Here is a 25,756-nt window from a genome sequence, read left to right on the forward strand (position 1 = left end):
TGCGGGCCAGTGCCTGTTGCGCACGCTACGGTACGCCAATGCCGCGCAGGTGGGCGGCATAGCCGGCTTTGCAGCCGGCGGCGCCGGCGTTGCTCAGTGATTGAGGATCTGGCCGAGGAAGGTCTTGGTGCGCTCGTTCTGCGGATTGGAGAAGAACTCCTCCGGTGGCGCCTGCTCGATGATCTCGCCGCGGTCCATGAAGATCACGCGGTCCGCGACGGTGCGCGCAAAGCCCATCTCGTGGGTGACGCAGAGCATGGTCATGCCACTGTCGGCGAGCTGGATCATGGTGTCGAGCACCTCCTTGACCATCTCCGGATCGAGCGCCGAGGTCGGCTCGTCGAACAGCATGATCTTGGGCTTCATGCACAGCGCGCGGGCGATCGCCACGCGCTGCTGCTGGCCGCCGGAGAGCTGGCCGGGGTACTTCAGCGCCTGCTCGGGGATGCGTACCCGCTCCAGATAATGCATGGCCACTTCCTCGGCCTCGCGCTTGGGCATGTTGCGCACCCACATCGGCGCCAGGGTGCAGTTCTGCAGTACGGTGAGGTGGGGGAAGAGGTTGAAGTGCTGGAACACCATGCCGACCTCGCGGCGGATGGCCTCGATGTGCTTGAGGTCGGAGGTCAGCTCGACACCGTCGACGACGATGGTGCCGGCCTGGTGTTCTTCGAGACGGTTCAGGCAGCGGATGGTGGTCGACTTGCCCGAGCCCGAGGGGCCGCACAGCACGATGCGTTCGCCCTGGCGTACGGCGAGGTTGATGTCCTTGAGGACGTGGAACTCGCCGTACCACTTGTTGACCCCTTCCATCCTGATCATGATGGTTTCGCCCAGGGTGTGGGCGTGGCTGTTTTCAGTCATTTCCAGAGCGTTCCTGTCTAGCGTTTGTGCCCGGTGTGCAGGCGGCGTTCGAGGCGCATCGAATAGCGCGACATGCCGAAGCAGAAGATCCAGTAGACCAGCGCCGCGAAGACGTAGCCTTCGATGGCGAAGCCCAGCCAGGCCGGGTCCACGGTGGCCTGGTGGATGCTGTTGAAGAGGTCGAAGAGGCCGATGATGATGACCAGGCTGGTGTCCTTGAAGAGCGCGATGAAGGTATTCACGATGCCCGGAATGACCATTTTCAGCGCCTGTGGCAGGATCACCAGGCCCATCATCCGCCAGTAGCCCAGGCCCAGCGCGCGGGCGGCCTCGTACTGGCCCTTGGGGATGGCCTGCAGGCCGCCGCGCACCACTTCGGCGATGTAGGCGGCCTCGAAGAGGATGACCGCGATCAGCGCGCGCAGCAGCTTGTCGATGGTGACCTGTTCGGGCAGGAACAGCGGCAGCATCACCGAGGACATGAACAGCACGGTGATCAGCGGCACGCCGCGCCAGAACTCGATGAAGGTGACGCAGATGACGCGGATCGCCGGCATCTCCGAGCGCCGCCCGAGGGCCAGCAGGATGCCCAGCGGCATGGCGCCGGCAATGCCGACGACGGCGATCACCAGGGTCAGCATCAGGCCGCCCCACTGGCTGGTCTCGACGATCTCGAGGCCGAGGCCGCCGTACAGCAGCCAGAACGCCAGCCACGGATAGACCAGCAGATAGGCGGCGCCGTACACCAGCTTCTTCGGCATCGCGCGCACGAACAGCGGTACCGCACCGACGATGGCCAGCACCACGGTTAGATCGACCCGCCAGCGCAGCTCGGGCGGATAGAAGCCGTACATGAACTGCGCGAAGCGGCTCTGGATGAACACCCAGCAGGCGCCGCTGCCGGCGGCGCAGTCGTCGCGGGTGCTGCCCGTCCAGGTGGCGTCGAACAGCGCCCAGCTCAGCACCGGCGGCACGATCAGCCAGATCAGGTAGAGCGCGGCGAAGGTCAGCGCGGTGTTGAACCAGTTCGAGAACAGGTTGGCGCGCATCCAGCCCAGCGCGCCCACCGACAGCGTGGGCGGCGGCAGATCGGGTTTGAAGGCATGTGTGCTCATCGGCTCAGCGCTCCACCAGCGCGATGCGCTTGTTGTACCAGTTCATCAGCAAGGAGATGCTCAGACTGATCGCCAGATACACCGACATGGTGATGGCGATGGTTTCGATGGCCTGGCCGGTCTGGTTGAGCACCGTGCCGGCGAACACCGACACCAGGTCGGGGTAGCCGATGGCGGCAGCCAGAGAGGAGTTCTTGACCAGGTTGAGGTACTGGCTGGTGAGCGGCGGGATGATTACCCGCATCGCCTGCGGGATGATCACCAGGCGCAGCGTGTGCCCCGGGCGCAGCCCCAGCGAGCGTGCCGCCTCGGTCTGCCCGTGGCTCACCGACTGGATGCCGGAACGCACGATCTCGGCGATGAAGGCCGCGGTGTAGATCGACAGCGCCAGGGTCAGTGCCACCAGTTCCGGAATCACCACCCAGCCGCCGCGGAAGTTGAAGCCGGTGAGTTCCGGCACCGTCCACACGAAGGGGTTGCCGGCCACTGCCGCGGCGATGCCGGGGAGCACCACCAGCAGGGCGATGACGCCGAGGCTGACCGGGAAGCGCTGGCCGCTGGCTTCTTGGCGTGCGCGTGCCCAGCGCACCAGAACCACGCTGGCGACGAGGGCCACTGCGAGGGCGATGAGGAAGGGCCACAGCCCTTCGCCGGCACCCGGCGAGGGCAGGTAGAGGCCGCGGATGTTGAGGAAGACGGTCTCGCCCAGCTCATGGCTCTGGCGCGGCGGCGGCATGGCGCGCAGCACGGCGAAGTACCAGAAGAAGATCTGCAGCAAGGGCGGGATGTTGCGGAAGATCTCGATGTACACCGCGGCGAGGCGGCTGATCAGCCAGTTCGGCGACAGCCGGGCGACGCCGATGACGAAACCGATGACGGTGGCGATGGCGATGCCCAGCACCGACACCAGCAGGGTGTTGAGCAGGCCGACGACGAAGACGCGGCCGTAGGTGTCGCTCTCGGTGTAGTCGATCAGCGATTGCAGGATGCCGAAGCCGGCGGAATTGTTCAGGAAGGCGAAGCCCGAGGTGATGCCGCGCTGCGCCAGATTGCTCTGCGTGTTGTGGAACAGGTACCAGCCGGCGGCAAGTACGGCGGCGATGGCGATGAGCTGGAAGGCCCATGCGCGCACCTTGGGGTCGGTCATCATCGAGCCGCGTACGGACGGCCCGCTTGCCGGATTCTGCATGGCAGACCCTTCAACAAGGGTGGATGGGAAGGGCACCGCCGCGCGGGCGCGGCGGTGCCCTCAGGCGGGGAAGGCGCTCAGCGGATCGGCGGGGCGTACTGCAGGCCGCCGGCGTTCCACAGCGCGTTGAGGCCGCGCTGGATCTTCAGTTCGCTGCCCATGCCGACGTTGCGCTCGAACATCTCGCCGTAGTTGCCGACCTGCTTGACCAGCTTCACGGCCCAGTCGCGCGGCAGGCGCAGATCCTTGCCGTACTCGCCTTCGGCGCCCAGCATGCGGCGCACGTCGGGGTTCTGCGAGCTGCGCGCGAGGTTCTCGACGTTGGCCGAGGTAATGCCCAGTTCCTCCGCGTTCACCAGCGCGAACAGCGTCCAGCGCACGATGTTGAACCATTCGTCGTCACCCTGGCGCACCACCGGGCCGAGCGGCTCCTTGGAGATCACTTCGGGCAGCACGATGTAGGCCTCGGGGTCGGCGAGCTTGATGCGCTGGGCGTAGAGCTGCGACTGGTCGGAGGTCAGCACGTCACAGCGCCCGGCTTCGAGCGCCTTCACGGTCTCGTCGGACTTGTCGTAGGTGATCGGGGTGTACTTCATGCCGTTGGCGCGGAAGTAGTCGGAGAGGTTGAGCTCGGTGGTGGTGCCGGCCTGGATGCACACCGCGGCGCCGTCGAGCTGCTTGGCGCTGGTGACGCCGAGCTTCTTGCTGACCAGGAAGCCCTGGCCGTCGTAATAGGTCACGCCGGTGAAGTTGAGGCCCATGCCGGCATCGCGCGAGCTGGTCCAGGTGGTGTTGCGGGAGAGGATGTCGACCTCGCCGGACTGCAGCGCGGTGAAGCGCTCCTTGGCGGTCAGCGGGGTGAAGCGCACCTTGCTGGCATCGCCGAACAGTGCGGCGGCCACGCCGCGGCAGACATCGACGTCGATGCCGAGGAAGTTGCCGCGTGCATCGGTATAGGAGAAGCCGGGCAGCCCGTCGCTGACTCCGCACTGCACGAAACCCTTCTTGACCACGGCGTCGAGCGTGGTGCCGGCACTGGCCTGCGCGGAGAGGCCGAGTGCGGCGACGGTGACGGCGGATACCAGCGTGGATTTGACAATCTTCATGCAACACCTCCGAAAGATATGAGTCGCCGCGGCGCGGCGCTCCTTGTGGGAGCCTGCCGTGCCCCGGCAGGGTGTGCGGCGAGGCCGCGAGGGGGCAGTATTGGCCCTGCGAAAAAGCTGTGCAATGGCTTTAGGGAAAGCCCCAACACCATTCTGCGCAGCACCTTGCATCCATAGAGCAGGGAGCGTGCCAGCCATGCTGCAGTGCGCCAGCACGGCGGTGGCACAGGCCTGGGCAGCGGTGCGGATGCAGAAAAGACAGTGTTTCCGCCCCACTGTGGGGCGTTGCGGAGCGCGTGCTGGTGCATCGCCATGCGCGCCTCAGGGTTGTCCCTGATCGTGCTTCCCGCAATGCACAAGAAAAAGGGCCGTACGGGTATCCCCGTACGGCCCTGTGCGCTTGAGGCAGCGCCGATGCCGCTTACTTCATCTCGCCGACGGCTTCGTAGGTGTTGCCGCTGACCTTGAAGAAGGCGTACTGGCCGGGCACGTCGCCGGCCCTGTCGAACTCGTGGTCGCCGGCGGCGCCCTTGTAGTCGATGTCCTTGCCTTCGGCGATCAGCTTCTTGGCCTTTGCCCACTCACCGGGGAGGATCGGCTCGCCCGGCGCGGAGGCCACCGCACGCAGCGCCTCGGCAAGCTTGCTGCGGTCGCCGCCAGCCTTCTCGATGGCCAGCGCGACCAGGAAGGCGGCATCGTAGGAGGTGGTGGTGAAGATCGCGTCGGGGTTGCCGCCGGCAGCCGAGAAGGCCGTGCGGAAGGCGTCGAGCGAGGCGGAAGCTTCGCCGACCGGGGCGGAGGCAAAGAAGTTGGTGAGGTTGGCCGCACCCAGCGAACGGATCACCGCTTCGGACTTCATGCCGTCGGCGCCGATGAAGGTCTTGAAGAAGTTGTTCTCCAGCGCCTGGCGCAGGATGGTCAGGCCGGTGCCGTCGCCATAGTCGAAGATCACCAGGGTGTCGGCGCCGCCACGGGCGAGCTGGGCGAGGTCGGAGCGGTAGGAGGCCTTGCCGTCCTCATGCCCGGAGTAACCGGCAATGGTGCCGCCGCCGGCTTCGAACTCGGCCTTGAAGGATTCAGCCAGACCCTTGCCGTAGTCGTTGTTGAGGTAGGCCACCGCCACCTTGGTGATGCCGCGGGCCTTCAGGGTACGCGCCAGGGCGCGGCCCTGGTAGTCGTCGGAGGGCACGGTGCGGAAGACCAGGTCGCGGTCGTTGATGCGGGTGATCTCGGGCGAGGTGCCCGACGGGGTCACCACCAGCACGCCGGCGGGCACGGCCACCGAGTTGGTGGCGGCAAGCACGGCGCCCGAGCAGTGCGGGCCCACCGTGGCGATGACACGATCGATGTTGACCGCCTTGGTGGCGGCGTCGGTGGCGTTCTGCGGATTGCAGGCGCTGTCGCCGACGACTACTTCGAGGCGGCCGCCGTTGAGGATGCCGCCCTGTTCATTGACCTGGTTGAAGGCCAGACGCGAGGCGTCGAGCATCGACGGCGCCATCGCCGCGATGGGGCCGGTGATGCCGCCGAGCAGGCCGACCTTGACGTTCTGCGCGTGGGCCGGCGCAGTCAGCACGGCAGCGCCGAGCACGGCGCCGACAAGGCTGGCGAGGGTCTTCTTGTTCACTATCGTCACCTCCTGAAAGTGCCCGTGGGCACGTGGTAGAAAATCACAACGGAAAGCGTCGGCGATTCTGTCCTGCGCCTGCTCAGGTGCGCGGCGGCGGCACTGGCTGACGCTCCGGCAGTATGCCTTCGGGGCGGAAGCGCAGCACCAGCTGCAGGGTCAGGCCGATGATGAACACCCGCACGTACTTGGCCTGGATGGCCAGTTCGGTGGGCAGGCGGTCGGTGAGCAGTTCGGACACCGACCAGATTATCCAGATTACCGCCGCGCCGAGGATGGCGCCGCGGTTGTTGCCCGAGCCGCCAAGGATGAGCATGATCCAGATCAGGAAGGTGGCGATCATCGGGTCGATCGCCTCGGGCGTGATCGAACGGTTGAAGTGCACGAACAGCGCGCCCGCCAGGCCCATCAGCGCGGAGCCGAAGACGAAGGCCTGCAGGCGGCGCGCGGCGATCTGCTTGCCCATTGCGGCGGCGGCGTTCTCGTTGTCGCGGATGGCGCGCATCATGCGCCCCCACGGTGCCTTCAGCTGGCGTTCGACGAGCAGGTAGGCGAGCAGCACGAGGACGATGACGATGGCCAGGTAGGCGATTTGCGACTGCATGTAGGGCAGGTCGCCGAAGGGCCGCGGTACGCCGGTGATGCCGCGCACGCCGCCGGTCAGCCAGCCTTCGGTGCGGATCACCAGGCGGATGATCTCGGCGATACCGATGGTGGCGATGGCGAGGTAGTCGGCGCGGAAGCGCAGACAGATCTTCCCGATCGGCCAGGCGATGGCCGCGGCCACCACCATTGCGCCGGCCCAGCCGAGCAGCAGTGGCAGCTCGAAGCCGCCGAGGCGGTGCGCGGCAGGGATGCTGGTGATGATCGCCGAGGTGTAGGCGCCGATGGCGAAGAAGCCGGCGATGCCGGCATTGAACAGGCCGGAGAAGCCCCACTGAATGTTCAGCCCGAGGGCGAGCAGGGCGTAGATGCCGATCAGGATGGCCATGAAGACCGCGTAGTTGGCGAGGCCGACGATATCCATGGTTACAGCACCTTGCCGTTGAGCAGGCCGCGCGGGCGGACCAGCAGGATCAGGAGGAGCAGGGCGAAGGCGGTGGCGGCCTTGTACTGCGCCGGCAGGATGAACACCGACAGCTCTTCGGCAATGCCGACGATCAGGCCGCCGAGCACCGCGCCCTGCACGCGGCCGACGCCGCCGAGGATGGCGGCGGCGAACATCGGCAGCAGCAGGTGCCAGCCCATCATCGATTCGACTTCGGTGTTGATGCCGAGCATGAAGCCGGAGGCCGCGGTGAGGGCGCCGACGATGGCCCAGGTGAGCATGGTGACCTTGCGGTTATCCACCCCGGAGAGGCGGGCGAGGTCGGGGTTGTCGGACATCGCGCGCATTGCCTTGCCCCACTTCGAGCGCCGCAGGAAGAGCTCCAGGCCGACGACGATGAGCACCACCGCGGTAAGGGTGTACAGCTCGCGCGGGCGCAGCAGGATGCCGAAGTAGTCGGTGGGGCGGACGATGCCGGTGACGTAGGTGGTGGGGTCCACTCCCCATAGCATCTGCACCACCGAGCGCAGCATCAGCGCCACGCCCAGCGAGGCCATCACGGTGACGATCTTGGGACGCGCCTTGAGGTAGTCGTAGAAAGTGCGGTCGATGCCGATCGCCACCCCGGCGGTGATCGCCATCGCCAGCGGCAGCGCCGTCCATGGGTCCATCCCGGCGGTGACCAGGGCGAGCGCGATGAAGGCGCCGAGGGTGGCCATGTCGCCGTGGGCGAAATGGGCGAAGCGCAGGATGCCGAACACCAGCGTGATGCCGATGGCGCCCACCGCGTAGATGGAGCCGAGCACGATGCCCGGCACCAGGTAGAAGTTGATGAAGTCGAGCAGGGTCATGGATGGATTCTCTCAGCCGCCGAGGAACATCTCGGCCACTTCGCGATCGGCGAGCAGGGCCTGGCCCGTGCCTTCGTGGCGGTTGGCGCCGGTGGCCAGCACGTAGCCGCGGTCGCAGAAGGCCAGTGCCTGCTTGGCGTGCTGTTCGACCAGCAGGATGGAGACGCCGGCATCGCGCACGTCGCGGGTGATCTGGAAGATCTGCTCCATGTACTTGGGCGACAGGCCGGCGGTGGGTTCGTCGAGCAGCAGCAGCTTGGGGTCGAGCATCAGCGCGCGCCCCATCGCCACCATCTGGCGCTGGCCGCCGGAGAGGTCGCCGGCGAGGTTCCTGCGCTTGGCCTTGAGGTCGGGAAAGAGCTCATAGACGCGTTCGTAGGCGGCGGAGAGGTCGCCCTTGCGCAGGAAGCCGCCCATCTCGAAGTTCTCATGCACCGTCATCTCGCGGAACACGTTGTCCACCTGCGGCACGTAGCAGATGCCGCGCTGCACGATGCGGTTGGGCGCCCAGCCGGTGATGTCCTCGCCGTCGAAGACGATGCTGCCGCCGCGCACGTTGAGCAGGCCGAAGACAGCCTTCATGGCGGTGGATTTGCCGGCGCCGTTGGGGCCGACGATGACGACGATCTCCTTCTCGGCGACGGTGATCGACACCCCCTGCAGGATGTCGGCGTCGCCGTAGCCGCCGCGCACGGCCTTCATGTCGAGCAGGGGCATCAGAGGTCCTCCTTGTGCAGTTCCTGCTCGCGCAGTTCCTCGACTTTCGGGTCGTGCTCGAATTCGTTGCGCTCGATTGCCGCAGGGGTCTCGCCAAGGTAGGCCTCGAGCACGCGCGGGTCGGAGCGCACGGTGTGGAAGTCGCCTTCGATCAGCACCTTGCCTTCGGCCATGCACACCACAGGGTGGCAGAGCTTCTCGATCATCTCCATGTCGTGTTCGATGAGGATGAAGGTGTAGCCACGTTCGCGGTTGAGGATGAGGATCTTCTCCTCCAGCTTGCGCAGCAGGGTGCGGTTGACCCCGGCCGCGGGCTCGTCGAGCAGCACCAGCTTGGCGTCGGTCATCATCGTGCGGCCCAGTTCGAGCAGCTTCTTCTGCCCGCCGGAGAGGTTGCCGGCACGCTCGTGGGCGACATGGCTGAGTTCCAGGAAGGCCAGGGTGTCTTCGGCCTTGCGGCGTACCTCGTCTTCCACGCGCTGCACCTTGCCCCATGCCAGCCAGTTGGCAAAGAGGTTCTCGCCGGGTTGCCCGGGCGGCACCATCATGAGGTTCTCCAGCGCGGTGAGGCGATGGAATTCGTGCGGGATCTGGAAGGTGCGCACCAGGCCCTTGTGGAACAGGGCGTCGGTGGACAGCGGGGTGACGTCCTCGCCGAGAAAGCGGATGGTGCCGCCGCTCGGTTGCAGCGCGCCGGCGATGAGGTTGAATAGGGTGGTCTTGCCGGCGCCGTTGGGGCCGATGAGGCCGAGGATCTCGCCCTTGTTGACGCGCAGCGTACAGCCGTCCACCGCGCGAAAGCCCCCGAACGCCTTGACCAGGCCGTCCACTTCTAGCATGTCTGTTCCTGTCGCCGCCGTGCTTCGTGGCACGCGGCAAGAGCCCGCAGGACGGCGGCTTGATGCCGTCTGCAGGCGGATTGTTTCGATACTTGGGGCAGGCAGATTACCGTATTGCGAAAGTGGCGCAAAGTCCGGGTCTACCGCAGTGCCCGGTACCTCATGCGGGGGTGCATTCGGCGCTGCGGGCGGCGGCGCAGCTGTCGGCCACGGCGTCGAGGAAATCCTGCCCCCAGCGGTGGATGTCATTGTGCTGGACGACGCCGAAGAGCTCGCGCAGGCGCGCTTCGGCCTCGGGGCGGTTCATGGCGATGCCCAGATAGAGCTTGTCGCGCAGATCCGCCGGATCGTGGGGGTTGGTCAGCACCGCGCCGTGCAGCTCGGCGGCCGCGCCGGCAAACTCCGACAGCACCAGCACGCCGCGCCCCTCGGTCAGCCCCTGCACGGCGACATATTCCTTGGCCACCAGGTTGAGGCCGTCGCGCAGCGGGGTGATCCACATCACGTCGGCCATTGCGTACCAGGCCACCACCTCCTCGAAGGGCAGGGCGCGGAAGAAGAACTGCACCGGCGTCCACCCCACCCGCGAGAAGCGCCCGTTGAGGCGTCCCACGGCCTGCTCGATCTGCGTCTGCAGGGTGTCGTAAATGGTCATCTCGCGCGCCGCCGGCACACACACGGCGAGCAGGGAGACCTTGCCGAGCAGTTCGGGATGGCTGTCGAGCAGGGCCTCGAAAGCGCCCAGCTTCTCCAGCGTGCCCTTGGTGTAGTCGAGCCGCTCGACCGACAGGATGACGCGCTGGCCGGTGAGTTCGCTGCGCAGCGCGGCCATGCGCCCGGCGGTCTTGGGGTCGTCGAGGATCTGGCGCACGCGGCCGACGTCGAGGCCCACCGGGTGGGCACCGAGGCCGATGCGGCGGCCGTGTACCTCGATGGCGGTGGTCATCTCGTCGAGTCCCACCGCACAGCCGTAGCTGAGAAAGCGCGGTGCGCAGTTGCGCGTCTCCAGCACCTTCACCGGCGCCACGCCGCGCGCCACGTCGACGAAGTTCTCCGCCTGGCGCGGGATGTGGAAGCCGACGTAGTCGCACTGCAGCAGGCTGCCGACGATCTCGCGGCGCCACGGCAGGACGTTGAAGACGTCTGCGGAGGGGAAGTAGGTGTGGTGGAAGAAGGCGATCCTGAGATCCGGGCGCAGTTCGCGCAGGAAGGCCGGCGTCATCCACAGGTTGTAGTCGTGCAGCCACACCACCGCGCCCTCGGCCGCTTCCGCGGCGGTGCGCTCGGCAAACAGGCGGTTGACCTTGAGGAACACCGCCCAGTCCTCGTCGCGGAACACCGCGCGCTCCCAGAAGGTATGCAGCGTGGGCCAGAAGGCCTCCTTGGAAAAGCGCTTGTAGAACACGTCCACGTCGTCCTTGCTGAGCGGTACGCGTGCTGCCACGAGGTTGGGGAAGCGCTCGCGATCGACATCGGTGTGAATCTCGAAAGGGATCGCCTTCCTGGGGTCGTGGATCGACCACGCCACCCAGGCGCCACGCCGGCCGTCGCCGAAGAAACCGAGCAGGGTGGGGATGATGCCGTTCGGCGAGGTCGGCCGCCGGCGCACCAGTCGGCCATCCTCGAAGGCCTCCTCGTAGGGCAGGCGGTGGTACACCATGACCAGCTCGGAGCGCCCGCGCGCCTCCATCGCGCGCAGCTCGGCATCCACTCCCTGGGGGCCGAGGAAGCCGAAATGGCCGATCGCCTCAAGGATGCCGCCACAGCCGGTATGCACGGAATGCAGCACCAGCGCGCGGTCGCGGGTGGCCTCCAGCAGCGCCGGCTCGGACTCGCCGACGCACACGCCCTTGAAGCCGACCTCGTACATCGACAGGTCGTTCAGGGTGTCGCCAGCCACCAGCACCTCGCCGGGATCGATGCCGAGGTGGGCGACCAGGGCACGCAGGGTGCTGCCCTTGTTGACGCCGCGCGGCAGGATGTCGAGGTACATGCCGGCGGAGAACAGCACCTCGCAGTCGAGCTGCGCGGCGACGCGGTGGATCTCCGGGCTCACCGCCTCGGCAGCGCAGAAGTACGAGCAGCGGCGCTGCTGCGGCACCTCCTGGCGCTCCAGGTCGGCGAAAGGCGCCATCGCGTCCGCGACCGCGCGTTCGCCGGGCCAGCGTGCCTCGATCTCGGTCTGCAGCGGCAGCACGGCCTGGCGGCTGTGGCCATCGACCACCGTGGCACCGACGTCGCAGATGATGTAGTCCGGCACCGGGATGGTCGGATCGGAAAGCAGCGGCAGCACCACCTCCAGGCCGCGTCCGGTGACGAACGCAAGGCTGATCTCGGGGTGGGCGTTGATGAGCTGGTAGAGGCGCTGGCGGTTTTCCGGATCGCCGGCGAGAAAGGTACCGTCCAGATCGGTTGCGAGCAGCATGTGCGTTTCTCCTGTGATGCGTGAACGCCGACACGGATGCCGACAACGTGGGTGAGCGGGATCAACGGGGCGCGGCGGTGGCCTCCGTGGCGGCGCTGTCCTCCGGGGTCATCATCTCCAGCGCCGCCGGCGAGGTGCGCAGCAGGGGCATGAAGTGCGCGGCCTCGTCGACGATCTCGTCGGCGCCGCGGCGCGAGCTGAGCGCGGCAAAGAGCGCTGCGGCGCCGAAGCAGACGCTGAAGTAGAGCGGCAGGGCGGCGGCGCCGAGCAGGCTCATCAGCATCCCGGCCAGAGCCGGGCCGAGCGCCGCCGCGGCACCGTGCAAGAGCAGCAGCGCGGCGTTGCCGGAAAGGATGTCCTCCTGGTGGAGGTGGTCGATGAGGTGGGCGACCACCACCGGATATACCGCGAAGGCCGCCGCCCCGAAGACCACCGCACCTGCCAGCACCGCCTTGCCGAAGCCGCCGAGGATGGCCATCAGCACGCCGCCGGTGGCAGCGACGGCGCAGATCAGCGCCAGCGCGCGGCGGCGGTCGATGCTGTCGGAGAGGCGTCCGAAGGGCAGTTGCAGCAGCGCCCCGGCAAGAATGGCGAGGGTGATGAAGGTGGCCACGCCGGCTTCCTCCAGCCCCAGACGCCCCGCATATACCGCGCCCAGCCCCCAGAAGGCCCCCATCGCCAGCCCCGAGGCGAGGGCGCCGAAGATCGCCACCGGCGCGGCCTGCCACAGCCGCGACAGCGGCAGGCGCGGGGTGTCGCTCAGCGGCGGCGGAGGCAGGCGGGTGGCCATCACCGGCATCACCGCGACGATGACGAAGATCGCCGCCACCGCAAACAGCGTGAATGCCGCCGGCGATGCCAGGTGGAGAAACTGCTGGGCGCCGGCCAGCGCGAACAGGTTCACCGCCATGTATACCGCGAACACCTGCCCGCGCCGCGCCCCCGGCGCCTGGCTGTTGAGCCAGCTCTCGATCACCGTGTAGAAGCCCACCAGGGCAATGCCGGTGACCACCCGCAGCACCATCCACACCAGCGCATCGACGACCAGCACGTGCCCCAGCACACTGGCCGCCGCCGCTGCGGCGAAGAAGCCGAAGGCGCGCACATGGCCCATGCGGCGGATGAGGGCGGGGGCGACGAAGGTGCCGGCGAAGAAGCCGAGGAAATACGCCGAACCGATCAACCCGAGGGTCTGGTCGCTGTAGCCCTCCATGCTGCCGCGCAGGGCCAGCAGGGTGTTGAGCAGGCCGGTGCCGAGCAGCATCAGGGCGACGCCGGCGAGCAGGGCACCGATGGGGAGCAGCAGGGGCAACATGCGGGGACGGACTCCTCGCCCGCGCGCCGCGGCGTGATCACGCGTGCAACGCAAGGCCCCGCAGGATCGCCACGGGGCCATGGGCTGATATATTGGTGCAAATATTGTAACAGCAATGCCCGCCCTGCCCAAGCTGGCGGCTCCCGCAGCGCTTGCTTCGGCGCGCGTTCCCTCCTATCGTTGGCGATTGCCTTCCTGCTTCTCCGACCGTGTCCGCACCTGCGCCTAAGCTTCGTTCGTTCTGGGATCGCGTGCGCCAGATCAGCCTGTTCGAACTCGGCGGGCTGCTGCTGATCACCCCGCCCTTTGCGTGGCTGAGCGGCGTGCCGCTGGCCGAGTCGGTCGGCCTGCTGGCACTCATCGCCCTCATCGCGGCGCTGTGGAACGCCAGCTACAACACCGCCTTCGACTGGTTCGAGGGCCGCCTCACCGGCCGCACTGCCGATCGCCGCCCGGTGCGCCTGCGCGTGCTGCACGCCTTCGGTTTCGAGACCGGCCTGCTGCTGATGAGCCTGCCGGTGATCATGTGGTGGACCGGTATGGGCTGGGTGGAGGCGCTGCTCGCCGACATTGGCCTGGCGGCGGCCTACGTGGCCTATGCCTTCCTCTTCAATCTCACCTACGACCGCTACTTTCCGATTGCCGCGGATCCCCGCCATGCCGACTGATGCCCTTCCCGCCGTGCACAGCGACGTCGCTCTCGACGCCTTCAATACCTTCGGCCTGTCGGCGCGCGCGCAGCGCTACGTGGCGATCGACGACATCGCCGCGCTGCAGGCGCTGATCGGCAGCCCGCAGTGGCCCGCTGCGGACCGCCGGCTGGTGCTGGGCGGGGGCAGCAACCTCATCTTCGCGGGCGACTATCCCGGTCTGGTGGTGCACGTGGCCTTGCGCGGGCGCCGCCTGTGTGGCGAGGACGACGGCGCCTGGTGGGTGGAGGCGGCTGCGGGTGAGCCGTGGCACGACTTCGTGCGCTGGACGCTGGCGCAGGGCTGGCCGGGGCTGGAGAACCTGTCGCTGATTCCCGGCACCGTCGGTGCGGCGCCGGTACAGAACATCGGCGCCTACGGAGTGGAGCTGGCGGCGCACTGCGATACGGTGGAAGCGGTCGATCTCGACAGCGCGACGCTGCGCCGCTTCACTGCGCAGGAGTGCGCCTTCGCCTACCGCGACAGTGTGTTCCGCCGCCAGCCCGGGCGCTGGCTGATCACCGCGGTGCGCTTTCGTCTGCCGCGGTGCTGGCAGCCCGCGCTGGGCTACCCCGAACTGGCGCGCGAAGTGGCCGCGCGCGGGTGGGCGGCGCCGACGCCGACCCAGGTCTCCGACGCGGTGATCGCCATCCGCCAGCGCAAGCTGCCCGACCCTGCGCAGCTCGGCAACGCCGGCAGCTTCTTCAAGAATCCGCTCGTCGATGGCGCCCGCTTTGCCGCCCTGCATGCGCAGTGGCCGGCCCTGCCGCACTACCCGCAGGCCGACGGCCAGATCAAGCTCGCCGCCGGCTGGCTGATCGAGCAGTGCGGCTGGAAGGGGCGCCGTGACGGCGCCGTGGGCTGCCATGCCGGGCAGGCGCTGGTGCTGGTCAACCATGGCGGCGCCCGTGGCGAGGACGTGCGCCGGGTGGCGGCGGCGATCCGCGCCGACGTCGCGGCGCGCTTCGGCGTAGAGCTGGAAGTGGAACCGGTATTCGCATAGGGCATGCTAAGATCGCAGGTCATGTGGCGGCGCTCCAGGCCGCCTTGCCGTACTCAATGCGGAGAACTTGTGATGCCCATCAATTCCTCCCGGGCCTGGTTCAATGGTGTACGTACCTTGTCGGCGGCGTTCCTGCTCGCCGGCAGTGTCATGGCTCACGGTGCCGGCGAGGCCGCCGACCTGGTCAGCCGTGCGGCGGCCGATCCGGCGCTGCGCCAGACCCTGGTCGCCGAAGGCGCCAAGGCTGCCTTCTTCTGCGCCAACTGCCACGGCGAGGCCGGCATCAGTCGCTTCGGCAACGTGCCCAACCTGGCCGGCCAGCATCCGCAGTACGTCCTCACCCAGATCGAGGCCTTCCTTTCCGGCGAACGCAAGGATGCCTTCATGGAAGGCCTGATGCGCGTGCTCAACGAGCGTGAGAAGGCCGCCATCGCCCTCATGTACGCCGCCCAGAACGTGCCGCCGGCCACCGCGCCGGGGCCGCGCACCGCCCAGGGTGCGCAGCTGTTCGGAATGTACTGCGCGCGCTGCCACCAGGAAGATGCCCACGGCGGCAAGGATTTCCCGCGCCTCGCCGGTCAGCAGCCGGAGTACATCCGCATCAGCCTGCGGCGCTACCTGACCATGTCCGGCGAGCGCTTCTACCCGCCGATGACCGCCGCGGTGTCACAGCTCGGGCGCGACAACATCGAGCTGATGGCGGAATACCTCTCCAGCCTGCCCTGAGCCCCTGCGCGCTTCTGCTGCCATGGAAGACGACATCCAGCGCCGCGGCGTGACCGCCCGTTACGCCGACTCCACCACCCACGCCGGGGTGGTGTACACCGTCGAGGTGCCGGCGAGCGCGGACACCGACATCCGCACCCAGACCGCCGAGACCCTTGCCGGCCTCGAGCGCCTGCTCGCCGAGGCCGGCAGCGCCAAGTCGCGCATCCTGATGGCCACCATCTACCTCGTCGACATGGCCGACTATGACGGCATGAACGAGGTCTGGGACGCCTGGCTGCCCCCCGGCTGTGCCCCCGCGCGGGCCTGCGTACGGGTGGCGGGGTTGGCGCGCCCGGGCTGGCGGGTGGAGATCGCCCTCACCGCAGCCCGCCTCTGAGTCCGTTTGCTGCAGGTGCACATTTGTCCCTGCGCGTCATAAGGTCTTGATTTGTGCTGCGTGTTGCACTGCGCTTGGTTAGAATCACAGGTTCCCCTGCAGCAGTAAGCCCGGTGCGCCAATGACCCAACGCCTGCGAGAAATCCCCTACAACTACACGTCGTTCTCGGATCGCGAGATCGTCATCCGCCTGCTCGGCGCGGAAGCCTGGGGGGTGCTTGACGAGTTGCGCGGCGAGCGCGTCACCGGCCGTTCGGCGCGCATGCTCTACGAGGTGCTCGGCGACATCTGGGTGGTGCGCCGCAATCCCTACCTCGAAGACGACCTGCTGGCCAGTCGCGAGCGCCGCGAGGCGCTCATCGGCGCCCTCAACCACCGCGTCAGCGAGGTCGAGAAACGCCGCCAGGGCAACGAGCGCGTCGCCCTGCTGATCGCCCGTGCCCGCGAGGCGGTGGCCGACTTCGAACACTGGTTCGCCGACACCGCGCGCCGCCGCAAGGCCGTGGCACGCGCGCTGGGGCGCCATACGCGCCGTGACAACATCTGCTTCGACGGCCACGCGCGCGTCTCCCATGTCACCGACGCCACCGACTGGCGGGTGGAGTACCCCTTCGTCGTCCTCTACCCGGACACCGAGGAGGAGATGGCGCCGCTCGTGCGTGCCTGTATCGAGCAGGGCCTGACCATCATCCCGCGTGGCGGTGGCACCGGCTACACCGGCGGCGCGGTGCCGCTGGATGCGCGCTCGGTGGTGATCAACACCGAGAAGCTGATCGCCATCGGCGGCGTCGAAGAGATGGTGCTGCCCGACGCCGACGGCAAGCCGATGGCCTCGCCCTATGCCACCATCCGCACCGGTGCCGGCGTGGTCACCGAGCGCGTCGCCGAAGCGGCCAGTGCCGCCGGGCGGGTGTTCGCCGTCGATCCGACCTCGGCGAGCGCGTCCTGTGTGGGCGGCAACATCGCCATGAACGCCGGCGGCAAGAAGGCCGTGCTGTGGGGTACCGCGCTGGACAACCTGGCGTGGTGGAAGATGGTCACGCCGGACGGCAACTGGCTGGAGGTCGAACGCCTCGACCACAATTTCGGCAAGATCCACGAGCAGCACATCGCGCGCTTCCGCCTGCGCCGCTTCGACGGCCTCAGCTACGCCCCGCTGGGTGAGGAAGTCCTCTCCATGCCGGGCGCGCACTGCCGCAAGGATGGCCTCGGCAAGGACGTCACCGACAAGTTCCTCGGTGGCATCCCCGGGGTGCAGAAGGAAGGCACCGACGGCCTCATCGTCGCCGCGCGCTGGGTGCTGCACAAGATGCCGCCGGTCACCCGCACGGTGTGCCTGGAGTTCTTCGGCCAGGTGCGCGAGGCGGTGCCGGCGATCGTCGAGATCACCGACTACTTCAAGCCTGGCGGTGCCGGCAACAGCGCCGGTGTGCTCCTCGCCGGCCTCGAACACCTCGACGAACGCTATGTGAACGCGGTCGGTTACACCACCAAGGCGAAGCGCCACGGCCGCCCCAAGATGGTGCTCATCGGCGACATCGTCGGCTTCGACGAGGACGCGGTGATGACGGCCGCCTCCGAGGTCGTGCGCATGACCAACGTGCGCGGTTCGGAGGGCTTCATCGCGGTCAGCCCCGAGCAGCGCAAGCGCTTCTGGATGGAACGCAGCCGCACCGCGGCGATCTCGCGCCACACCAACGCCTTCAAGATCAACGAGGACGTGGTCATCCCGCTGCCGCGCATGGGCGAGTACTGCGACGGCATCGAGCGCATCAACATCGAGCTGTCGATCCACAACAAGCTGCAGCTCTGTGACGCGCTGGCGGAGTTCCTGCGTGGCGCGCTGCCGCTCGACCAGGGTGATGCCGGCATTGACCGCGACGTCATCATCGGCGACCGCCGCGAGGCCGCGCTGGCCTACGTGGACAGCGTGCGCGCGCGCTGGCAGTGGCTGCTCGACAGCCTCGACCTGCCGCTCGCCGAGGCCGAGGCGCGCTTCGCCGAGTTCGGCATCGTCGCCGGCGAGCTCACCAACCGCGCCGCCGAACCGCGGCTCTTCCACCGCCTGCAGGACTACTCCATCCGCGTGTCGTGGAAGGCCGAGCTCAAGCCGCGCGTGGACAAGATCTTCGAGGGCGTGGTGTTCGCCCCGGTGCTCGAACGCGTCGCCGCGATCCACAAGGAAGTGTTGCGCGGGCGCGTCTTCGTCGCCCTCCACATGCACGCCGGCGACGGCAACGTGCATACCAACATCCCGGTCAACTCCGACCACTACGAGATGCTGCAGACCGCCAACCGCGCGGTGGACCGCATCATGGCGCTGGCGCGCAGCCTCGACGGGGTGATCTCCGGCGAGCACGGCATCGGCATCACCAAGCTCGACTACCTTACCGACGAGGAAATGGCGAGCTTCTGGGCCTACAAGCAGAAGGTCGATCCCGAGGGCCGCTTCAACCGCGGCAAGCTGATGAAGGGCGGCAATCTCGACAATGCCTACACCCCCAGCTTCAACCTGATGGGGCACGAATCGCTGATCATGGAGCAATCCGAGATCGGCGAGATCGCCCATGACATCAAGGACTGCCTGCGCTGCGGCAAGTGCAAGCCGGTGTGCTCCACCCACGTGCCGCGCGCCAACCTGCTCTACAGCCCGCGCAACAAGATCCTCAGCACCTCGCTGCTGATCGAGGCCATGCTCTACGAAGAGCAGACCCGCCGCGGCGTCTCGCTCGCCCACTGGGCGGAGTTCGAGGACGTCGCCGATCACTGCACGGTGTGCCACAAGTGCGAGAAGCCCTGCCCGGTGGACATCGACTTCGGCGACGTGTCGATCAAGATGCGCAACCTGCTCAGGAAGCAGGGCAAGAAGTCCTTCAACCCCGGCAAGGCCGCGGCGATGGCCTTCCTCACCATCCGCGATCCGGCCACCATCAAGCTGATCCGCAAGGGCATGATCGAGTGGGGTTACAAGGCCCAGCGCCTCGGCCACAAGGTCGGCAAGGCGCTCGGCCTGGTGCAGCCCCAGCTCAAGGCTCCGCCGGCCACCCTCGGCAAGGCGACGCTGAAGGCGCAGGTGATCCACTTCATCAACAAGCCCATGCCGGGCAACCTGCCCAAGAAGACCAGCCGCGCGCTGCTCGACATCGAGGACGACAAGGTCATCCCGGTGATTCGCGACCCGCTCAAGACCAGCAGCGAATCGGAGGCGGTGTTCTACTTCCCCGGCTGCGGCTCGGAGCGGCTGTTCAGCCAGGTCGGCCTGGCCACCCAGGCCATGCTCTATCAGGTCGGCGCGCAGACCGTGCTGCCCCCCGGCTACCTGTGCTGCGGCTATCCGCAGACCGCCGCGGGGGAAGAGGCCAAGGGGCAGAAGATCACCACCGACAACCGCGTGCTCTTCCACCGCGTCGCCAACACGCTCAACTATCTCGACATCAAGACGGTGATCGTGTCCTGCGGCACCTGCATGGATCAGCTGCAGAAGTACGAGTTCGAGAAGATCTTCCCCGGCTGCCGCCTGCTCGACATCCACGAGTACCTGATGGAGAAGGGCGTCAGGCTCGAAGGTGTGCAGGGCGTGAAGTACATGTACCACGAGCCCTGCCACACGCCGATGAAGCAGTATCAGGGCATCAAGGTGGCCAATGAGCTGATGGGCACGCGCGTCGACCTCTCCGACCGCTGCTGCGGCGAATCCGGCACCCTGGCGGTGGCTCGCCCGGACATCTCCACCCAGGTGCGCTTCCGCAAGCAGGAAGAGATCGAGAAGGGCGCGGCGGCGCTGCGCGGCGACGATACCGATGCCAGGGTGAAGATCCTCACCTCCTGCCCGTCCTGCCTGCAGGGCATGCACCGTTACGCGAACGATGGCGGCGGCGTGGAGCCGGACTACATCGTCGTCGAACTCGCCCGCCACCTGCTCGGCGAGAACTGGCTGCCTGAATACGTCGCACGCGCCAATAACGGCGGCATCGAGCGCGTGCTGCTGTAAGGGGAGGGCATGCGCTCCCGGGCTGCGGCCCGGGAGCATTGCGGCGCCGTTCAGGCCGGATGCAGGCGCCCCCAGATTTCCTGCATTGCCTGCGCCGCGCCCATGCGCAGGCGCACGCTGGCGAGGTGGCTCACTTCGGTGTCGCCGGGGTTGATTTCCACCACCGCGATGCCGTGCTGCTGCGCCCACCACACTGGCCCGGCAATGTAGGGGAAGACGCTGGTGGTGCCGATGCTGACCACCGCGTCCAGCCCGCCGGCGAGGATGGTCTGCAGGCGGTCGAGGGCGTGTGTGGGGAGCATCTCGCCGAACAGCACCACGTCCGGGCGCAGTACCCCGCCGCACAACGGGCAGGCCGGCGGCAGGCTGAGGCCGGAGAAGTCCGGCACGTTGCGGTTGTGCGGGCATTCCGTGCAGCGCAGGCGATGCACCGTGCCATGCACTTCGATGAGCTTCTGCGAGCCGGCGGCGCGGTGCAGGCCGTCCACGTTCTGCGTCAGTACCCACACCCCGCTGCGTTCGCGCTCCAGCTCGGCAATCAGGCGGTGCGCGGCGTTGGGGCGGGCATCGCGGCAGTTGGCCTCGATCTCGGCGATGTAGCGCCAGGCGATGTCCGGGCGCTGCGCCATCATCTCGCCGGAGAGCGCTTCCTCGATGGTCAGGCCCTCGGCGGTCAGGCGTTCGTGGTAAAGCCCGCCGATGCCGCGGTAGGTGGGCAGGCCGGAGTCGGCGGAGATGCCCGCGCCGGTGATGAAGAGGATGCGCTGGGCGTCGGCCAGCGCCGCGCAGGCGCGGTCGACGGCAGTGTCGTGGTTCATGTGCGGCTGACCTCCACCAGGCAGTCGTAGAAGCAGGCTCCGCCACCGAAGTCGGTGAGCGCGTCGCTGGTCACCGCATTGGCGTTCTCGCCGTCGCCGGAGAGCTTGCGCCACCAGATCGACGGGCTGACCACCACCCCGGGGCGCACCCGCGCGGTGATCACCGCGCGCGCGCTGAAACTGCCGCGGTCGTTGTGGATGCGCACGCGCTCGCCGTCGGCGATGGCGCGCGCGGCGGCGTCGGCGGGATGCAGTTCGAGCTTCGGCGTGCCCTCGTCGGCCAGGAAGCGCGGCAGGTTGGCAAAGCTGCTGTTGAGGAAGTTGCGCGCCGGCGGTGAGATCAGCGCGAGCGGGAAGCGTGCCGCAAGGGCGGGATTGACCGCCGCCGACTCGCGCGGTGGATGCCACGCCGGCAGCGGGTCGTGGCCGGCCGCGGCGAGGGTTGCGGAATGGAACTCGCACTTGCCCGAGGGGGTGCGGAAACCGCCTGCGGCAAAGGGGGCGAAGGGCCGCGGCAGGTTCAGCCTGGCCCAGCCGCGTGCGCGCAGGGTCGCCGGATCGAGCCCGTGGGCGCGGCGGTCGCCGTGATCGAAGGCCGCCGCGGCGACGGTCTCGTCGTCCTCGCACAGCGCGGTGTCGGTAAAGCCGAGGCGGGCGGCGAGCTGGCGGAACACCTCCGCATTCGAGCGTGCCTCGCCGAGCGGGGCGATGGCCGGGGTGTTGGCGAGGGCGTAGAAATGCCCGTAGGCGGTGTGCACGTCGTGCTGTTCGAGCTGGCTGGTGGCCGGCAGCAGGATGTCGGCGTAGTCCGCGGTGTCGGTCTGGAAGAGTTCATGGACGACGCAGAACAGGTCCTCGCGCGCGAAACCCTCGCGCACCCGCCTGCCGTCTGGCGCCACCGCAAGCGGATTGGCGTTGTAGACGTAGATTGCGCGGATCGGCGGAGCGCTGGCTTCGAGCAGGTCGCGGCCTATCGTCGTCATGTTGATGGTGCGGGGCGGGAAGCGCTCCGGGTCGGGATACAGGTCGGGGCGTTCGAGGGCGTGTTGGTCTACCGGGAAGTTGCCCGAGGTGGACAGCAGCGCGCCGCAGCCCGGCTTGCGCCAGGCGCCAGTGAGGGCGGGCAGGCAGGCAATGTTGCGCACCGCCATGCCGCCGCCGGCATGGCGGTTGAGGCCGTAGTTGAGGCGGATCAGCGTATCCCCGCCGGCGGCTCCGTACTCGCGCGCCAGCGCACGGATGGTGGCGGCGTCCACGCCGCAGAGGGGGGCGGCCCATTCCGGCGTGTGGGTTTGCACGCGCTCGGCGAGCGCGGCATAGCCGAGGGTATGGCGGGCGATGTAGTCGTGGTCGAGGAGGTCCTCGGCGATCAGCACCTGCATCATCGCCAGCGCCAGCGCACCGTCGCTGCCAGGCAGCGGGGCGATGTGGAGGTGGCACTTCTCTGCCGTCGCGGTGCGCCAGGGGTCGATGCAGATCAGCCGCGCGCCGCGCCGTTTGGCCTCCAGCAGATGGCGCCAGCCATGGAGGTTGGAGACCACCGGATTGGCACCCCAGATCAGGATCAGGCGGGCATTGGCGACCGCCTCCGGGTCGGCGCCCTGCGATGCGCCGACGGTGGCCTTCCAGCCCATCGCGCCGGCGCTGGCGCAGATGGTGCGATCGAGCAGCGAGGCGCCAAGACGGTGGAAGAAGCGCCGGTCCATCCCCGCACTGTGCACCAGGCCCATGGTGCCGGCGTAGGAATAGGGCAGGATGGCCCGCGGATCGTCGGCGGCGATGGCGGCAAAGCGCGCGGCGATGGTGTCCAGGGCCTCGTCCCAGGAGATGCGCGCGAAGCGTCCCTCGCCCTTGCGGCCGATGCGCTTCATCGGATGGAGCAGGCGCTGCGGGCTGTAGACCCGCTCCAGGTAGTGCGCCACCTTGGTGCACAGCGCGCCGTGGGTGAAGGGCATGTCGGCCGCGCCGCGCACCTTCAGTGCGCGCCCGTCGGCAACCTCCACCTCCATCGCGCAGCTGTCGGGGCAGTCGTGCGGACAGGCGGCCCTGACGATGTGGGACGCCGCGTCGCTCACTTTCAGCGCCTCCGCGGGTCGTCGCGGGTGAGCTCGATGTAGCGCCGGCGGTCCTCTTCGAAGCGCGCGCGCACGGCGGCGGCCTCGCGGTTCTTGGCGTCGATGATGCTGCGCTGGGCGGCGAGCTCGCCCTCCACCGTGCGCAGTTCGTCGGCGAGCTCGCGCGGCACCTCGCCGTTGCGGTAGAACTCGGTTTCCTGGGCGAGGCGGTCGCGGCGCAGGGTGAGCTCGGCGAGGCGCTGGCGGACATCGCCAAGGCCGGTTTCCACCTCCGCGAGGGCGCGCTCGCGGCGGGCGTCGAGTTCGCTCAGCGTCGGATAGGTTTCCAGCAATGCGGCATCCAGGCGGCGCTGCTGCAGCGCGCGGGCCTCTTCGGCCTTGCGGCGCTGCTCCGCCGCCTGACGGCGGGCGACCTCTTCCGGGGTCAGCGGCGCGGCGACGAAGCGCCGCACCGTGCCCTGCGGGCTGATCTCGCGGTAGGCCTTGCCGTAGCACATGCCGGGAAGCACGTCGCCGCATACCGGACGGCCGTTGTCGTCCTCGCAGCAATAGATGGTGCGGCCGCCGCCCTGGGCGGCGGCGGCCAGCGGCGTCAGCAGCGCCGCGCAGAGCAGGGCGTGGCTAAGAAGCCTGGGTTCCATAAGTGTCGCGGTAGGCGCTTACCGCCTCCAGATTGGCCGCCAGTTGCGGACTGTCGGCAAGGTAGCCGATGAGGTCTTCGAGGGTGGCCACCGCCACCACCGGAATGCCGAACTGCTCGCGCACCTCCTGTACCGCCGAGAGGCTGCCGGTGCCGCGCTCCATGCGGTCAAGCGCAATCACCACGCCGGCCGGCACTGCTCCTGCGGCGCGGATGATGTTCACCGATTCGCGCACCGAGGTGCCCGCGGAGATGACGTCGTCGAGGATCAGTACCCGTCCGGCGAGCGGCGCGCCGATCAGTGTGCCGCCCTCGCCGTGGTCCTTGGCTTCCTTGCGGTTGAAGGCGAAAGGCAGGTTTACGCCGTGTTCGGCAAGCCGCACCGCGGTACCGGCGACCAGCGGAATGCCCTTGTAGGCGGGGCCGAAAAGCATGTCGCAATGCACCGCGGAGGCCTGGATGGCGCGGGCGTAGAAGCCGCACAGCTCACGGAAGGAGGCGCCATCATCGAACAGGCCGGCGTTGAAGAAGTAGGGCGAATTGCGCCCCGCCTTGGTGATGAACGACCCGAAGCGCAGCACGCCCTTGCGACAGGCCAGTGCGATGAATTCACGGCTAAAATCCACGTTCGCCTTCCGAAGCACCAATTTCCGAGAATCTCCGCATGTTACGCATCATCTCCGCCAATCTCAACGGCATTCGCTCGGCCACCAGCAAAGGCTTCCTCGACTGGTTGGCTGCCCAGGAGGCCGATTTCGTCTGCGTCCAGGAGCTCAAGGCCCAGGCCGCCGACCTTGGCGAACCCATGAAGGCCTGCGCCGGCCTGAGGGGCTATTTCCATCATGCCGAGAAGAAGGGCTACAGCGGCGTCGGCATCTACACCCGGCATGAGCCCGAGCGCGTCGTCGAGGGGCTCGGCATTGCCGACATCGATGCCGAAGGGCGTTACCTGCAGCTTGACTACCCCGGCGTCTCGGTGGTGTCGCTGTACCTGCCGTCCGGCTCCAGTTCAGACGAACGCCAGCAGGCCAAGTTCGGTTTCATGGCGCGCTTCCTCCCCCATCTTGCCGAACTGCGTGCCAGCGGTCGCGAGGTGGTGATCTGTGGCGACTGGAACATCGCCCACCGCGAGATCGACCTCAGGAACTGGAAGAGCAACCAGAAGAACTCCGGCTTCCTGCCCGAGGAGCGGGCGTGGCTGAGCCAGGTGCTGGATGAACTGGGCTGGGTCGACGTCTACCGCCGTCTCTACCCCGATGCCACCGGCGACAGCTACACCTGGTGGTCCAACCGCGGCCAGGCGTGGGCAAAGAACGTCGGCTGGCGTATCGACTACCACCTCGCCACTCCCGCCATCGCCGCCACCGCGACCGTCGCGGCGGTCTACAAGGCCCAGCGCTTCAGCGACCACGCGCCGCTGACGGTCGATTACGGCTTCGCCCTGACGGCCTGACGCTGGAATGAAAAGGGCAGGGGAGCCCCTGCCCTTCAAGCGCTGCGTTGTGCCTGCGATCAGGCGGCGAGCTTGCGCCGGCGGGTTGCGGCGAGACCGGCAAGGCCGAGCCCGAGCAGCCCCAGGATGGCAGGTTCCGGCACCGGGTTGACCGGCGGCACGCCGGTAAGCGGGAAGCTGGCGGAGATGTACGGCAGGATGCTGCCGTCCGTGCGCTCGTGGCCGAAGTGGATGAACATCTCCACGCCATTGGGCTGAACGCCGATCGGCGCCATGCCTACCGTCTGGCCGCCGCCCCAGAGTTCGGTGGGGGTCACGCCGGCAAGCAGCACCGAGGTCGGATCGGCGAAGTTGACCGGGTTGCTGTAGCTGCCGGTGACGATGTTGATGCCGATTTCCTGCAGGAACGGGTTGGCGTTGCGCGTCCATTCCGGGTTGTGGTCGGTACCCACCCAGACGCCGCCGCCGGCCGCTTCCAGGTTGGAGGCGACGTTCTGCAGCAGGGCCTGCTCCGAGGCATTGGTGGGCTGGAAGTGATAGCCGTAAGAGCGCGTATCGACGACCAGGCCACGATTGTTCCAGAAGCCGGCCAGCGCAGCGACGTCGTCATTGTTGAGATAACGGGTGCCGGTGAGGTCGAAGAGGAAAACCTGGTCATAGAAGGTCGAACCCAGGGTGCTCGCCAGCGTGCCCGCGGTGCGGGTATCGACGACATTCACGGTGTGGCCGGCCGCGGCGAGCGTGCTGGCCATCTCGGTGTACCCGGTGTAGTCGAACTGGGTGATGAGGATGGTGGCGGCACCGGCTTGGGCAGATGCGGAAAGGGCGACAAGCGCCGCAAGCAGTTTCTTCTTCATGGAATACTCCGAAAGTGAATCGATAAACG

Annotated in this window: 22 protein-coding genes; 6 read left to right on the forward strand and 16 right to left on the reverse strand. The window is 67.9% G+C overall.

Annotated elements, in window-relative coordinates:
- Positions 1-93: 93 nt before the first annotated feature.
- From C8261_RS02595 to C8261_RS02645, 11 genes are all read right to left on the reverse strand, one after another.
- Entirely contained in the window at positions 94-822 is a 729-nt protein-coding gene (locus tag C8261_RS02595) for an amino acid ABC transporter ATP-binding protein (RefSeq protein WP_107492354.1), read from the reverse strand.
- Positions 823-881: 59 nt separating this feature from the next.
- A complete protein-coding gene (locus C8261_RS02600) occupies positions 882-1,979 on the reverse strand; it encodes an amino acid ABC transporter permease (protein ID WP_107492106.1) in 1,098 nt (365 codons plus the stop codon).
- Between the two features lie 4 nt (positions 1,980-1,983).
- Entirely contained in the window at positions 1,984-3,129 is a 1,146-nt protein-coding gene (locus C8261_RS02605) for an amino acid ABC transporter permease (protein ID WP_107492107.1), read from the reverse strand.
- A 116-nt stretch (positions 3,130-3,245) separates the two neighbouring features.
- Complete coding sequence (locus C8261_RS02610) at positions 3,246-4,274, reverse strand: amino acid ABC transporter substrate-binding protein (RefSeq protein ID WP_107492108.1); 1,029 nt, start codon at positions 4,272-4,274, stop codon at positions 3,246-3,248.
- Positions 4,275-4,695: 421 nt separating this feature from the next.
- Positions 4,696-5,901 (reverse strand): ABC transporter substrate-binding protein, encoded by a 1,206-nt coding sequence (locus C8261_RS02615; RefSeq protein WP_107492109.1) that lies wholly within the window; start codon positions 5,899-5,901, stop codon positions 4,696-4,698.
- Between the two features lie 82 nt (positions 5,902-5,983).
- Entirely contained in the window at positions 5,984-6,928 is a 945-nt protein-coding gene (locus tag C8261_RS02620; RefSeq protein ID WP_107492110.1) for a branched-chain amino acid ABC transporter permease, read from the reverse strand.
- A 2-nt stretch (positions 6,929-6,930) separates the two neighbouring features.
- Entirely contained in the window at positions 6,931-7,800 is an 870-nt protein-coding gene (locus C8261_RS02625) for a branched-chain amino acid ABC transporter permease (protein WP_107492111.1), read from the reverse strand.
- 12 nt (positions 7,801-7,812) lie between these two features.
- Positions 7,813-8,517 carry an ABC transporter ATP-binding protein gene (locus C8261_RS02630; protein ID WP_107492112.1) on the reverse strand — a complete coding sequence of 235 codons (705 nt, stop codon included), beginning with the start codon at positions 8,515-8,517 and terminating at the stop codon, positions 7,813-7,815.
- Positions 8,517-9,356: an ABC transporter ATP-binding protein gene (locus C8261_RS02635; RefSeq protein ID WP_107492113.1), complete on the reverse strand. Its 840-nt coding sequence runs from the start codon at positions 9,354-9,356 to the stop codon at positions 8,517-8,519. The genes C8261_RS02630 and C8261_RS02635 overlap by 1 nt, the downstream gene beginning before the upstream one ends.
- Positions 9,357-9,516: 160 nt before the next feature.
- Positions 9,517-11,781 (reverse strand): glucosylglycerol-phosphate synthase, encoded by a 2,265-nt coding sequence (ggpS, locus tag C8261_RS02640; protein ID WP_107492114.1) that lies wholly within the window; start codon positions 11,779-11,781, stop codon positions 9,517-9,519.
- 61 nt (positions 11,782-11,842) lie between these two features.
- Positions 11,843-13,096 carry an MFS transporter gene (locus tag C8261_RS02645; RefSeq protein WP_107492115.1) on the reverse strand — a complete coding sequence of 418 codons (1,254 nt, stop codon included), beginning with the start codon at positions 13,094-13,096 and terminating at the stop codon, positions 11,843-11,845.
- Positions 13,097-13,305: 209 nt separating this feature from the next.
- Between C8261_RS02645 and C8261_RS02650 the strand changes: the two genes are divergently transcribed.
- From C8261_RS02650 to C8261_RS02670, 5 genes are all read left to right on the forward strand, one after another.
- The gene (locus tag C8261_RS02650) at positions 13,306-13,764 is read left to right on the forward strand and encodes a PACE efflux transporter (protein WP_107492116.1); all 459 of its coding nucleotides are present in this window, start codon (positions 13,306-13,308) and stop codon (positions 13,762-13,764) included.
- Complete coding sequence (gene murB / locus C8261_RS02655) at positions 13,754-14,788, forward strand: UDP-N-acetylmuramate dehydrogenase (protein WP_107492117.1); 1,035 nt, start codon at positions 13,754-13,756, stop codon at positions 14,786-14,788. Before C8261_RS02650 ends, murB begins: the two co-directional genes overlap by 11 nt.
- Before the next feature lie 72 nt (positions 14,789-14,860).
- A complete protein-coding gene (locus C8261_RS02660) occupies positions 14,861-15,514 on the forward strand; it encodes a c-type cytochrome (RefSeq protein WP_235864812.1) in 654 nt (217 codons plus the stop codon).
- Between the two features lie 22 nt (positions 15,515-15,536).
- Complete coding sequence (locus C8261_RS02665; protein WP_107492118.1) at positions 15,537-15,893, forward strand: RidA family protein; 357 nt, start codon at positions 15,537-15,539, stop codon at positions 15,891-15,893.
- 121 nt (positions 15,894-16,014) lie between these two features.
- Positions 16,015-19,884, forward strand: a complete 3,870-nt coding sequence (locus tag C8261_RS02670; RefSeq protein WP_107492119.1) for a DUF3683 domain-containing protein — start codon at positions 16,015-16,017, stop codon at positions 19,882-19,884.
- 50 nt (positions 19,885-19,934) lie between these two features.
- On the opposite strand, the gene C8261_RS02675 is transcribed toward C8261_RS02670, so the two are convergent.
- Genes C8261_RS02675 through pyrE form a run of 4 tightly spaced genes read right to left on the reverse strand, consistent with a single transcriptional unit; the run spans position 19,935 to position 24,043 of the window.
- Positions 19,935-20,702 (reverse strand): NAD-dependent deacylase, encoded by a 768-nt coding sequence (locus C8261_RS02675; protein WP_107492120.1) that lies wholly within the window; start codon positions 20,700-20,702, stop codon positions 19,935-19,937.
- Positions 20,699-22,777: a molybdopterin-containing oxidoreductase family protein gene (locus C8261_RS02680; RefSeq protein WP_107492121.1), complete on the reverse strand. Its 2,079-nt coding sequence runs from the start codon at positions 22,775-22,777 to the stop codon at positions 20,699-20,701. Before C8261_RS02680 ends, C8261_RS02675 begins: the two co-directional genes overlap by 4 nt.
- A 2-nt stretch (positions 22,778-22,779) precedes the next feature.
- A complete protein-coding gene (locus tag C8261_RS02685; protein WP_107492122.1) occupies positions 22,780-23,418 on the reverse strand; it encodes an FUSC family protein in 639 nt (212 codons plus the stop codon).
- The gene (gene pyrE, locus C8261_RS02690) at positions 23,399-24,043 is read right to left on the reverse strand and encodes an orotate phosphoribosyltransferase (protein ID WP_107492123.1); all 645 of its coding nucleotides are present in this window, start codon (positions 24,041-24,043) and stop codon (positions 23,399-23,401) included. Before pyrE ends, C8261_RS02685 begins: the two co-directional genes overlap by 20 nt.
- 38 nt (positions 24,044-24,081) lie before the next feature.
- On the opposite strand from pyrE, the gene C8261_RS02695 reads away from it, so the two are divergent.
- Positions 24,082-24,870 (forward strand): exodeoxyribonuclease III, encoded by a 789-nt coding sequence (locus C8261_RS02695; protein WP_107492124.1) that lies wholly within the window; start codon positions 24,082-24,084, stop codon positions 24,868-24,870.
- 59 nt (positions 24,871-24,929) lie between these two features.
- On the opposite strand, the gene C8261_RS17555 is transcribed toward C8261_RS02695, so the two are convergent.
- The gene (locus C8261_RS17555; protein WP_235864813.1) at positions 24,930-25,727 is read right to left on the reverse strand and encodes a PEP-CTERM sorting domain-containing protein; all 798 of its coding nucleotides are present in this window, start codon (positions 25,725-25,727) and stop codon (positions 24,930-24,932) included.
- Between the last annotated feature and the right edge of the window lie 29 nt (positions 25,728-25,756).

It is taken from the genome of Pseudothauera lacus (assembly GCF_003034845.1).
GTDB lineage: Bacteria > Pseudomonadota > Gammaproteobacteria > Burkholderiales > Rhodocyclaceae > Pseudothauera > Pseudothauera lacus.